Origin of the sequence: Citrobacter sp. U14242, assembly GCF_046555775.1 — a bacterium.
Lineage (GTDB): Bacteria > Pseudomonadota > Gammaproteobacteria > Enterobacterales > Enterobacteriaceae > Citrobacter.
In genome coordinates, this window is sequence record NZ_JBKGLW010000018.1 from 10,803 (window position 1) to 22,952 (window position 12,150).

12 protein-coding genes and 1 pseudogene are annotated in these 12,150 nt (G+C 54.7%); 6 read left to right on the forward strand and 7 right to left on the reverse strand.

Going from position 1 to position 12,150, the window contains the following annotated elements; translation table 11 throughout:
- Positions 1–132: 132 nt before the first annotated feature.
- Together ACLJXE_RS22615 and gutQ are read left to right on the forward strand one after the other, a co-directional pair.
- Positions 133–906: a DNA-binding transcriptional repressor gene (locus ACLJXE_RS22615; RefSeq protein WP_286629708.1), complete on the forward strand. Its 774-nt coding sequence runs from the start codon at positions 133–135 to the stop codon at positions 904–906.
- The gene (gene gutQ / locus ACLJXE_RS22620) at positions 899–1,864 is read left to right on the forward strand and encodes an arabinose-5-phosphate isomerase GutQ (protein ID WP_410752087.1); all 966 of its coding nucleotides are present in this window, start codon (positions 899–901) and stop codon (positions 1,862–1,864) included. Before ACLJXE_RS22615 ends, gutQ begins: the two co-directional genes overlap by 8 nt.
- On the opposite strand, the gene norR is transcribed toward gutQ, so the two are convergent.
- The gene (norR, locus tag ACLJXE_RS22625) at positions 1,861–3,384 is read right to left on the reverse strand and encodes a nitric oxide reductase transcriptional regulator NorR (RefSeq protein WP_410752088.1); all 1,524 of its coding nucleotides are present in this window, start codon (positions 3,382–3,384) and stop codon (positions 1,861–1,863) included. The two genes, gutQ and norR, sit on opposite strands and share 4 nt — an antisense overlap.
- A gap of 186 nt (positions 3,385–3,570) precedes the next feature.
- Between norR and norV the strand changes: the two genes are divergently transcribed.
- Together norV and norW are read left to right on the forward strand one after the other, a co-directional pair.
- Positions 3,571–5,019 (forward strand): anaerobic nitric oxide reductase flavorubredoxin, encoded by a 1,449-nt coding sequence (gene norV / locus ACLJXE_RS22630; RefSeq protein WP_410752089.1) that lies wholly within the window; start codon positions 3,571–3,573, stop codon positions 5,017–5,019.
- A complete protein-coding gene (norW, locus tag ACLJXE_RS22635) occupies positions 5,016–6,149 on the forward strand; it encodes an NADH:flavorubredoxin reductase NorW (protein ID WP_410752090.1) in 1,134 nt (377 codons plus the stop codon). Before norV ends, norW begins: the two co-directional genes overlap by 4 nt.
- A 110-nt stretch (positions 6,150–6,259) precedes the next feature.
- Here the strand turns inward: norW and hypF are convergent, their stop codons facing one another.
- Both hypF and hydN read right to left on the reverse strand, forming a co-directional pair.
- Positions 6,260–8,494 carry a carbamoyltransferase HypF gene (gene hypF, locus ACLJXE_RS22640; protein WP_410752091.1) on the reverse strand — a complete coding sequence of 745 codons (2,235 nt, stop codon included), beginning with the start codon at positions 8,492–8,494 and terminating at the stop codon, positions 6,260–6,262.
- Between the two features lie 143 nt (positions 8,495–8,637).
- Positions 8,638–9,183, reverse strand: a complete 546-nt coding sequence (hydN, locus tag ACLJXE_RS22645) for an electron transport protein HydN (protein ID WP_003037366.1) — start codon at positions 9,181–9,183, stop codon at positions 8,638–8,640.
- 164 nt (positions 9,184–9,347) lie between these two features.
- Here hydN and ACLJXE_RS22650 point away from each other — a divergent pair.
- Together ACLJXE_RS22650 and ACLJXE_RS22655 are read left to right on the forward strand one after the other, a co-directional pair.
- A pseudogene (locus ACLJXE_RS22650) lies at positions 9,348–9,509 on the forward strand (6-phospho-beta-glucosidase); the annotation flags it as partial.
- Between the two features lie 162 nt (positions 9,510–9,671).
- Complete coding sequence (locus tag ACLJXE_RS22655) at positions 9,672–9,911, forward strand: SymE family type I addiction module toxin (RefSeq protein WP_410752124.1); 240 nt, start codon at positions 9,672–9,674, stop codon at positions 9,909–9,911.
- A gap of 58 nt (positions 9,912–9,969) precedes the next feature.
- Here ACLJXE_RS22655 and hycI read toward each other — a convergent pair whose 3' ends face one another.
- Genes hycI through hycF form a run of 4 tightly spaced genes read right to left on the reverse strand, consistent with a single transcriptional unit; the run spans position 9,970 to position 12,149 of the window.
- Complete coding sequence (hycI, locus tag ACLJXE_RS22660) at positions 9,970–10,440, reverse strand: hydrogenase maturation peptidase HycI (protein WP_410752092.1); 471 nt, start codon at positions 10,438–10,440, stop codon at positions 9,970–9,972.
- Complete coding sequence (locus tag ACLJXE_RS22665) at positions 10,433–10,843, reverse strand: formate hydrogenlyase maturation HycH family protein (RefSeq protein WP_069324564.1); 411 nt, start codon at positions 10,841–10,843, stop codon at positions 10,433–10,435. Before ACLJXE_RS22665 ends, hycI begins: the two co-directional genes overlap by 8 nt.
- Positions 10,840–11,607: a formate hydrogenlyase subunit HycG gene (hycG, locus tag ACLJXE_RS22670; protein ID WP_202037930.1), complete on the reverse strand. Its 768-nt coding sequence runs from the start codon at positions 11,605–11,607 to the stop codon at positions 10,840–10,842. The genes ACLJXE_RS22665 and hycG overlap by 4 nt, the downstream gene beginning before the upstream one ends.
- Positions 11,607–12,149: a formate hydrogenlyase subunit HycF gene (gene hycF / locus ACLJXE_RS22675; RefSeq protein ID WP_286629699.1), complete on the reverse strand. Its 543-nt coding sequence runs from the start codon at positions 12,147–12,149 to the stop codon at positions 11,607–11,609. Before hycF ends, hycG begins: the two co-directional genes overlap by 1 nt.
- Between the last annotated feature and the right edge of the window lies 1 nt (position 12,150).

Consider the following 12,150-nt stretch of genomic DNA (forward strand, 5'->3'; position numbering starts at 1 on the left):
TTGTGAATGCTAATAGCTTGCGAAATTATCATTTTGCAACCTACACCCTCAATAATTCGAGCTGCAGGACGGCCAACGCACATGCAGCTTGAAGTATGACGGGTATATACATAAGTCAGGGTAATCACGCCTATGAAACCTCGTCAGCGTCAGGCTGCCATACTGGAGCACTTGCAAAAGCAGGGAAAATGCTCAGTTGAAGAACTGGCCCACTACTTTGACACCACCGGTACGACCATTCGCAAAGATCTGGTCACTCTGGAAAATGCCGGAACCGTCATTCGCACCTATGGCGGTGTAGTATTGAATAAAGACGAATCTGACCCGCCCATCGATCACAAAACGCTGATCAATACGCATAAAAAAGAGCAAATTGCTGAGGCCGCCGTTCGCTATATTCACGATGGCGACTCCATTATTCTGGATGCGGGCAGTACGGTACTGCAGATGGTGCCGATGCTCAGCCGCTTTAGCAACATCACCGTCATGACCAACAGCCTGCACATTGTTAATGCGCTTTCGGAGCTGGACAACGAGCAAACCATCCTGATGCCTGGCGGAACATTCCGCAAAAAATCTGCGTCATTTCACGGACAGCTGGCAGAAAATGCCTTTGAGCAGTTCAGCTTTGATAAACTCTTCATGGGCACCGACGGCATCGATCTCAATGCCGGCGTAACCACATTTAATGAGGTGTTTAGCGTCAGTAAAGCGATGTGCAATGCCGCTCGCGAAGTGATTCTGATGGCTGACTCGTCAAAATTTGGGCGCAAAAGTCCCAATGTTGTGTGCAGTCTGGAAAGCGTCGATAAATTGATCACCGATGCGGGTATTAACCCTGCGTTTCGTCAGGCGCTGGAAGCAAAAGGGATTGAAGTGATTATAACCGGAGAGACCAATGAGTGATGCACTACTGAACGCGGGCCGTCAGACGTTAATGCTGGAATTACAGGAAGCCAGCCGACTGCCAGAGCGACTGGGCGATGATTTTGTCCGTGCCGCCAATACTATCATCCACTGTGAAGGCAAAGTGATTGTTTCCGGGATTGGCAAATCCGGCCATATTGGCAAAAAAATCGCAGCAACCCTCGCCAGTACCGGCACACCCGCCTTTTTTGTACATCCGGCAGAAGCGTTGCACGGCGACTTAGGTATGATTGAAAGCCGCGATGTCATGCTCTTCATCTCCTACTCTGGCGGAGCTAAAGAGCTGGATCTCATCATTCCGCGTCTGGAAGACAAATCCGTCACCCTGCTGGCAATGACCGGAAAACCAACCTCGCCACTGGGCCTGGCGGCAAAAGCCGTGCTGGATATTTCAGTAGAGCGTGAAGCCTGCCCGATGCGCCTGGCGCCAACCTCCAGCACCGTTAACACCCTGATGATGGGCGACGCGCTGGCAATCGCCGTCATGCAGGCTCGTGGGTTTAATGAAGAAGATTTTGCCCGTTCACATCCTGCTGGCGCGTTGGGCGCGCGTCTGTTAAATAAAGTGCACCATCTGATGCGCCGTGACGACGCCGTACCACAGGTGACGCTCACCACCAGCGTCATGAATGCCATGCTGGAACTCAGCCGTACAGGTCTGGGTCTGGTAGCAGTCTGCGACGATCAATCGCTGGTGAAAGGCGTCTTTACCGACGGCGACCTGCGCCGCTGGCTGGTCGGTGGCGGGTCGCTTAGCACTGAGGTTCGCGAGGCGATGACCCATAATGGCATCACATTGCAGTCCGAAAGCCGTGCCATTGATGCCAAAGAAGTCCTGATGAAGCGCAAAATCACCGCCGCACCGGTGGTGGATGAAAACGGCAAACTCACCGGCGCGATTAACCTGCAGGATTTCTATCAGGCGGGCATCCTCTAATCCTTCAAGCCCAGACGCTTCGCCAGCCGGTGCAGGTTGGCGACGTCTGTTTCCAGCGCCCGCGCGCTTGCCGCCCAGCTATGATTGTTCTGCGCCAGCGCACGGCGGATCATCTCCCGCTGGAAAGATTCCGTGGCTTCGCGCAGATTGTGATTCAGTGGGATCTCAGCAATGACTTCGGCTTCATCTTGCGGCGTATACACCTCTTCCTGTAAGGCAAAATGTTGCGGCTCCAGCACCACTTCATCCCCTGCCCTTGCCGCCCTCGCCAGCACAACCGCACGATGAATGGCATGTTCCAGCTCACGCACGTTCCCCGGCCAGCCGTAGCTCAACAGATGACGACGTGCACCGGGACTCAGCACCACGCGGGAAAGCCCCAGCCGCAGCCGACACTGTTCGCAGAAATACCCTGCCAGCAACACGACATCGTCACCGCGCTCACGCAACGGTGGCACCGAAAGCGGAAAGACGCTCAGACGGTGGAAAAGGTCGGCACGAAAATTCCCTGCCAGCACCTCTTCACGCAAATCACGGTTGGTGGCCGCCAGCACACGTACGTCAACGCGCAGACTGCGATCGTCGCCCACACGCTGAATATCGCCGTACTGCAACACACGCAGCAGCTTGGCCTGTAGCGCCAGCGACAGTTCACCAATCTCATCCAGGAACAGCGTGCCATTATCCGCCATTTCAAACTTGCCGCTACGATTGCTAATAGCACCGGTAAACGCCCCTTTCACGTGGCCAAACAGTTCGCTTTCCGCCACGCTTTCCGGCAACGCTGCGCAGTTCAGATACACCAGCGGATTCACCGCACGCGGCGAACCTTCATGAATCGCTTTCGCCACCAGCTCCTTCCCGGTTCCCGTTTCGCCGCTGATTAGGACGTTAAGATCGGACCCTGCCACAATCTCAATCTCTTTTTTCAGCTGCATCATATTGGGTGACAGGCCGATCATCTTCGTTTCCGTCACCTGCTCAAAAGCTGTGGACGAGCCCGGCAGCATATTCTGGCTTTCCAGTTGCTCAATCAGCAGCGCATTACTGAGCGCACCCGCCGCCAGTGCGGCAATCAAACGCAGTTCTTCATCGCTAAAGACATCGAACTGGTCCGGCTCCATGCCATCCAGCGTTAACGCGCCAATCAAGTTTTGCCCGGCGAACAGCGGCAACCCGATACATGCATGCACCTTCAGGCTCTCCTGACCGGGGATCAGCCCATCGTAAGGATCGGGCAAATCGCTGTCGGCGGGGAAACGCACCACATCCCCGGCACGGGCAATCGCTTCCAGACGCGGATGCCCCTCCAGCGTAAAGCGTCGGCCGAGAACGTCCTGCGCGAGGCCATCTATGGCCAGCGGAATAAACTGTCGGGATTCGTAGCGCAGCAGCGCCGAAGCATCACACTCCAGCACCTGACGTAACGTCGTGATCAGGCGTTGAAAACGGTCCTGATGCCCAATACCGCGTTGTAATTCAATGGCGATGCCCGCCAGCACATCAACTGAAAAGCTCATGAAGACCTCATTGTCATTTTGACAATTCATACTGTCATATTGACAATAAATAACATAGTCATTTTGACTACCATTTTGTGGGTATAAAAATTAAATTGTTATAAATCAATTAAATAAAAAACTGGCACGCAACCTGCAATAAGCAAAACATCTTTTTTGAAAAACGCTGAATTAATTGAGGTTGCTATGTCTATTCTGGTTAAAAATAACATTCATTGGGTTGGCCAACGTGACTGGGAAGTGCGTGATTTCCACGGAACCGAATACAAAACGCTGCGCGGCAGCAGCTACAATAGCTATCTTATCCGTGAAGAAAAAAATGTCCTGATCGATACAGTAGACCACAAGTTTAGCCGTGAATTCGTGCAGAATCTGCGCAGTGAAATTGACCTGGCGGATATTGACTACATCGTCATTAACCATGCGGAAGAAGACCACGCCGGGGCGCTGACCGAGCTGATGTCCTGTATCCCGGATACCCCGATTTACTGCACAGCCAACGCCATTGACTCCATCAACGGTCACCACCATCACCCGGAATGGAACTTTAACGTGGTGAAAACCGGCGACTCGCTGGATATTGGTAACGGCAAACAGCTGATCTTCGTGGAAACCCCCATGCTGCACTGGCCGGACAGCATGATGACCTACATGACCGGTGATGCGGTACTGTTCAGTAACGACGCCTTTGGTCAGCACTATTGTGACGAACGCTTATTCAACGACGAAGTGGATCAGACTGAGTTGTTCGAACAGTGCCAGCGCTACTACGCCAATATTCTGACCCCGTTCAGCCGTCTGGTCACACCTAAAATCACTGAGATCCTCGGCTTCAACCTGCCGGTCGATATGATTGCCACTTCCCACGGTGTGGTATGGCGCGACAACCCAACACAAATCGTGGAGATGTACCTGAAATGGGCGGCGGATTACCAGGAAGACCGCATCACCATTTTCTACGACACCATGTCGAACAACACCCGCATGATGGCCGATGCGATTGCCCAGGGCATCAACGAAGTTGACCCGAACGTGGCGGTGAAAATCTTTAACGTTGCCCGCAGCGATAAGAACGAAATCCTGACTAACGTCTTCCGCTCTAAAGGCGTGCTGGTCGGGACTTCCACGATGAACAACGTGATGATGCCGAAAATTGCTGGTCTGGTGGAAGAGATGACCGGCCTGCGTTTTCGTAACAAACGCGCCAGTGCCTTCGGTTCACACGGCTGGAGCGGCGGTGCGGTAGACCGTTTATCTACCCGTCTGCAGGATGCCGGTTTTGAAATGTCGCTGAGTCTGAAAGCGAAATGGCGCCCGGATCTGGACGCGCTGGAATTGTGCCGTCAGCATGGCCGCGAAATTGCACGTCAGTGGGCACTTGCTCCGCTGCCGGAAACGACCGTGAAAGCAGCAACCAAAGAAGAGGAGTGCGCCTGTGCCGCGGCGGCTGCCGCTGACCTCGGCCCAAGCATGCAGTGCAGCGTGTGTCAGTGGATCTACGATCCAGCAAAAGGTGAGCCGCTGCAGGATGTCGCACCGGGTACACCATGGAGCGAAGTTCCTGACAACTTCCTGTGCCCGGAATGTTCATTAGGTAAAGACGTCTTCGACGTACTGGCAACGGAGGCAAAATGAGCCGCGGAATTGTCATTATTGGTTCGGGCTTTGCCGCCCGCCAGTTAGTCAAAAATATCCGTAAACAGGATGCAACGATTCCGTTGACCCTGATTGCCGCTGACAGCATGGATGAGTACAACAAGCCCGATCTCAGCCACGTGATCAGTCAGGCCCAGCGTGCAGACGACCTCACCCGCCAGTCGGCGGGTGAGTTTGCCGAACAGTTTAACTTACGCCTGTTTCCGCATACCTGGGTTACTGATATCGACGCGGATGCTCATGTGGTGAAAAGCAAGGAGCAGCAGTGGGGGTACGACAAGCTGGTACTGGCAACGGGCGCATCAGCTTTTGTGCCGCCGGTTTCCGGGCGTGAGTTAATGCTTACTCTGAATAGCCAGCAAGAGTACCGCGCTTGTGAAACTCAACTGCGTGATGCCCGGCGCGTACTGATTGTCGGTGGTGGTCTGATTGGCAGTGAACTGGCGATGGATTTCTGTCGTGCCGGTAAAGCGGTGACGCTAATCGATAACGCAGCCAGCATTCTGGCCTCGTTAATGCCGCCGGAAGTGAGCAGCCGCCTGCAGCATCGTCTGACCGACATGGGTGTGCATCTGCTGTTGAAATCACAACTGCAGAGCCTGGAGAAAACCAGCACGGGTATTTGCGCCACGCTCGATCGTCACCGTAGTGTAGAAGTTGATGCGGTGATCGCTGCAACCGGTCTGCGTCCGGAAACCGCACTGGCGCGTCGCGCCGGATTGAACATCAATCGGGGCGTTTGCGTCGACAGCTACCTGCAAACCAGCCACCCGGACATTTATGCGCTCGGCGACTGTGCGGAAATTAATGGTCAGGTCCTGCCGTTCCTGCAGCCGATTCAACTGAGCGCGATGTATCTGGCGAAGAACCTGCTCGGCGGTAACGCGCCACTGAAGCTACCGGCCATGCTGGTAAAAATCAAAACGCCTGAACTGCCATTACACCTGGCGGGGGAAACCCAGCGCCGCGATCTGAACTGGCATATTGCCGCCGAAGCGCAAGGTATGGTCGCCAGAGGAATGAACAGCGAAGGCCAACTGTGTGCCTTCGTAGTAAGCGAAGATCGGATGAAAGAGGCCTTTGCGCTACTGAAAACGTTGCCCGTGTAAGTCCATTGTACCGTTGCTTGATTTATTAACCTCACGCACACGGATGTGCGTTGCCATTTGTCGGTATGCCCCGACTTGCTTTTCTTGCCCCGCCAGTCCCGGGGCTTTTTTTATTTTTGCGCCCGCGCCGCGGCGATCACGCCCTGCCCCAGCGACAATCCACCATCTCCTGCCGGTAAACGCTGCGGGAACAGTAAGGTAAAATCATGCAGATAAAACGCCAGCCGGGCTGACAGCAAGCGGTTGTGCATCACGCCGCCGCTGAACACCAGCGTCTTGATCCCGCGCGTGGATGCGTGTTCGCGCATCAGGGTGGCAAAACCTCGCGCCAGCGCGTCGTGAAACGCCCATGCGCGTTCAGGGCCCGTTACCTGCCAGTTCAGCCACTGCTGCCAGAAAACCGCTAAATCCAGTTGGTTATTGTTAAGCGGTATCGTCACCGGGTGTTCAACACCCGCGCACTGTGAAGCCAGCGCCTCCAGCGCACAGGCCGCTTCCCCCTCGTAGCTCAGTGATTGCGGCGCGCAAAGCAGCGCGGCAGCAACCGCATCAAACAAGCGCCCGCACGACGATGCCAGCGGAGCATTGATCCCCCGCTCGATGGCGCGTGCCAGTACATTCCAGTTTTGCTGTTGCAACATTGCTGTTTCCGGGTAACGCTGCCAGTCAGGAACAAAACGCAGGCACTGCGCCAGCAGATTGCGCCACGGCTGTTTTGCCGCCAGATCGCCGCCGACCAACGCCACGGCAGGTAAGCCACCGAGGTGTTCGCATTCACGATAATTGACCCGCAAACACTCGCCGCCCCACAGTGCGCCATTTTCGCCCATGCCGATGCCGTCCAGCGTCAGGGCAATCACATCCCCACCATTCAGCGGCCAGCCGTGCTCGGCCAGGCACGCAGCAGCATGTGCATGATGATGCAGCACCGTTTCAGTCGGCAGATTCATCTCGCTGGCCCACTGGCTGGAAACATAACCAGGGTGCGCATCATGGACGATACGCTGCGGCGTAAAGTCATAAATATTCTGGATCAGGCGCAACGCGTCACGCCACTGATGTTGAATACCATCATCGCTAAGATCGCCCAAATGCTGGCTGATAACCGCCTGCTCACCACGCACCAGGCAGAAAGTATTTTTTAAATCTGCGCCTAAACACAACATCGGCAGCACATCGCGAAAACCCGGCGGTAGCGCAACCGCATCCGGCACGTAGCCCCGGGAGCGGCGCAGCATTTCCCCACTTTCCCGCACCACAGAGTCATCCATACGCTGCACAATTTCACGGTTGTGTAGCAGGAATCCATCGGCAATCTCACACAAATCATCCAGCGCCTGCGCATTGGTAATGGCCGGTGGCCTGCCGCTGAGGTTGCCGGAGGTCATCACCAGTGGGCCATTCATCTCCTGTAAGAGCAAGTGCTGTAACGGATTCGCTGGCAGCATGACGCCAACTTCCGTCAGCCCTGGCGCAATTCCCTCACTGAGCGAAACCACATCGTGTTTATTCACCAACACGATCGGCGCGGCGGGCGTTGTCAACAGACGACGAGCGGCCTCTGGCAATCCGTTACTATCAGGCAACATCACCGCCAGAGGCTTAGCCGGACGGTGTTTACGCTGCCTGAGTCGGGCCACGGCATTATCATTACGGGCATCGCAGACCAGATGAAATCCGCCAATGCCTTTCACGGCCACAATACCGCCCGCTTTCAGCTGTGACACCGCCGCCTGCAGTGCGTCTTCTTTTTCAGCACGTACGTCAGTACTGATCCATTCCAGATGCGGGCCGCATGCCGGGCAAGCAACGGGCTGGGCATGGAAGCGACGGTCATACGGATCGCGATACTCTTTGTCGCACTGCGGGCAGAGCGGGAAAGACGCCATGACAGTCAACGGACGGTCATACGGCATCGCGCGGATAATCGTAAAGCGTGGGCCACAGTGGGTACAATTGATAAAGGGATAGCGATAACGACGTTCGCCGGGGGTGTTCATTTCAACAAGGCATTCAGGGCAGGTCGCGGCATCGGGGACAATTTGCGTATTCATCGTTCCGCCCGCGCTTTGGCGAATCGAGAAATCGGCAGGCTGCTGCGTCCAGACAAACGGTTCGCTCTCGACGCTATCGATACGTGCCAGCGGCGGGCAGTGCTGATGCAACTGGGTAATAAACGCCGCGGGTTCTTCCAGCAATCGCACAACCACGCCATCACCGTCGTTACACACGTCGCCGTGTAGCTGCAGGCGCTGCGCCAGTTGCCAGACAAAGGGGCGAAATCCGACGCCCTGAACCTTGCCGCGAATACGTAGCTGTACGCCGGAGTGGTGGTTTATTGTCATTAAGTCGTTTCCGCAGTCATCTATCCCGGTTTACCTGATGGCGCTACGCTAATCTGGCCTACGTAGATGCGAACAGTAGGCCGGATAAGGCGAAGCCGCCATCCGGCATAAGTACTACCGTATTTTACGCGGATTTGTAACGATCAGAACAGCAAAGATGCGGTAGAGTCCAGCGCGGCGCGGCGACGTTTTTCGGCGCTCAGTTGCTCGAGTTTATTGCGATCGACATAAATCAGGGCGTGCGTCGGGCAGACTTCCATACAGGCAGGTCCCGCTTCGCGGTGGTGGCACAGGTCGCATTTATTGGCTTCGGCTTTTTCTGCACGGACATTCAGACCCGCACCGCTGTTACGCACAACCGGACGTACAACCACTTCCATCGCACCGTAAGGGCAAGCCACAACGCAGGTTTTGCAACCAATGCAGCGTTCCTGCATCACGTGGACAAAGCCTTTATCACGGCTGATTGCACCATTCGGACAGACGTTAGCGCACGGTGCATCTTCACACTGACGACACAGCGTCGCCGTGGAGACATTCACACCTTTGATCACGTGAATGCGGGGTAAAAAGGTTTCAGGGGTCAGCGATGCGCAGTCCTGGTTATCCTGATGGGATACCACGCAGGCCACTTCACAGGTACGGCAACCAATGCATTTATTGGCGTCTGCAATGATGAAACGGTTCATCAAATTCTCCAGCAATGACAGATTATCTGCCGAAACATACACAAATCGTGCCAGAATTTAATTAACTGTTATTTAAGATTTTTTATTTTATTCTGGCGCGGCAAGGGGTGTCATCGTCACTAGTGACGATGACTAATGACAGCAGTCAACGTGAAACTGACGGAGCAATCGCGACGCAAATCGCCCATGAAATCAACCCGCAAAACCAGGTTGGCTGCAGGCTGGCGGGCGGGAAATTTCTACCCGTATTCGTGCAAACCTGAAGATGTGTGAACCGCACTGAAAAAAGACCGCGAAACCTGTTTTTCATTGATGTACAGGCCCGACCGGGAGGTTTCTCCCTTCCGGCAACTCCGCTCATTTTTCATTTCATGAATTGCATTCTCAATGTGGAATCCCCCTTCCAGTTTCAGGTTTGCCCTCATGCTTTTTTACTGGCATTTTATTCAGTAGTTTTCGTCTTAACCATTCAGCACAAGGACGCGTTTATGTCGGATAAAAATGGCAAAACAACCGTGGAAATCACCAAGCCCGTACGCCGTTTAACCGTGGGGTATGTCAGAAAACGCCATGAAGATCGTAAGACAGGTTTCACGCTACGTATCAGCCGACACGCCTCGTTGACGCTGAATGGCGACTGGCTGGAACAGGCCGGGTTCCCTACCGGTACGGCAGTGAAGGTGTCAGTGATGCAGGGAAGATTAATTATTGAGCATGCGACGGAATAGCAGAGGGTATGAGGAGCAAAACAGGCCGGACGCACAACGCATCCGGCACAGGTACAGTTTATTCTTCCGGGGCTTCTAACTCAGAGAATCCACCGTGGCCTTCCCACCCAGCTAATCGCTGATACACGGTTTCAACCGCCTCTTTGATTGGCTGTGTCATAGGGTAGTAAAAGCCGACGATATCCGGCTGAATACCGAGGAAAATAACCTCACCAACATCGTCTCTCAGCTGATCGACCAGGTAGTTCAGTGGCATGTTGTGCGTGGTCATCATGAACATCTCGGCAATATCACCAGGATCGATGATACGGATTTCGCCGGGGTTTAACCCCATATCGGTGGCATCCACAATCAACAGACGCTCAGGGCGCAGTTCACGGATCGCGACGATATCGTTCTCCGGCGCGCTGCCGCCATCAATGACAACCCAGTTGCCCTGAGGATTTTCAGCACACATTTCAGCCAACAGCGGACCCGCGCCGTCATCGCCCATCATGCTGTTACCCACACATAATAAAACGTCAGTCACGGTGTCTCCTCACCATCAGATAGATAGCGCTTTCCTGGTGAATGTCATGAAGCATACTCAGCATCAGTTTGCTCCATTCCTGTTGCTGCGGCGTCTGCACGGCGCGTGCATCGTCAAACGCGCGCGCCAGCATTTGCACATGGTTAAAATCGATGACGATCTCGCCATACTTCGGCACACCTTCCATTTTACGTCGGGCTTCGCTGCCTTCGGCAAGTGTGGCAATCCACGCCAGATACTCATCCCATGGACAGGTTAACGCCGCCTCCAGGCAATCGATGACCCCCAGGTGGTGACCAATCGCCAGGCTGTAATAGACAACCTGCTGCGCCTCAGCGGGCGTTGCATCGTTCTCATCAATAAACTTACGGCTCAGTTGACTGAACACCACCGTTTCACTCATCGGATACGCGCCTCTTCTACGACATGATTAAGGTGCGTGACGATCTCGGTCAGACGCGGGTCGTTTTCCGCTTCCAGCCAGCGCGCCACCTGCTGCTCACCCTGACCTAACTGCAGCATATAATCATCTGCAATCTGGCGGCCATAGCGATAGCCCGCCAGACGGCGCGCTTCGCGATCCACCTTCACGCGCAGCGGCTGAACCATATCCGGGTGCAGAATTTCAGCGGGCTGTGCATCCAGTTCACCTGGCGCACGCGCGTGGATTTTCTGCTCCAGCAGGCCAAGCGCCATCGCAAAACCATACAGTGTTGCCGCAGGCGTCGGAGGACAGCCCGGAATATACACATCCACCGGTACGATTTTGTCGGTACCGCCCCATACGCAGTATAGGTCGTGGAAAATACCACCGCTGTTACCGCAGGCTCCGTAGGAGATGCAAATCTTCGGGTCCGGGGCAGACTGCCAGGCACGCAGTGCCGGAGAACGCATCGCACGGGTTACCGCGCCAGTGAACAACAGAATATCCGCATGACGCGGTGATGGGACGACTTTGATACCGAAACGTTCAGCATCAAACAGTGGGGAAAGCGTCGCAAAGATTTCGATTTCACAACCGTTGCAGCCACCGCAGTCGACGCGGTAAACGTATGCTGAACGCTTGATGCTTTTCAGCAATGACGCTTTCATGCTGGCAATGGATTCATCCACCGTCATCGGTACCGGAATACCGTTGGCATCACGTGGGCCTAATAAATTGCTCATCAGCTGGCCTCTTTCATATGGCGAGTCAGTTCAATACGGTCAGACGGCACCAGACATTTCTGGCGCTTACAGTCCGGGCAGGTCTCAAAGCTTTCACGGTGGTTTTCCGCACGGGTGTCACCGTTGTGCTTCAGCAGCGCAATGGCGTAATCGATCTCTTTTTGCACCGCAAATGGACGGTTACATACGCGACAATTGCACAGCGCAAAGCGAGACTGCTGCAGGAAATCCTCTTTCTTCCACACTGCCAGCTCATACTCCTGCGACAGCTTGATTGCCGCCGTCGGGCAAACTTCTTCACAGCGGGCACAGAAAATGCAGCGTCCGAGATTGAACTGCCACGCCAGCTCATGGGTGACCAGATCGGTTTCGACCGTCAGCGCATTGGACGGGCAGGCATTAACGCAAGCTGCGCAGCCAATGCATTGCTGTGGATTGTGTTCCGGCTTACCACGGAAGTTTTTATCGACCGCAATCGGCTCCAGTGGATACGACGACGTCGGCGCCCCGGTTTTGATGACTTTTTTGATAAAGGTAAACATG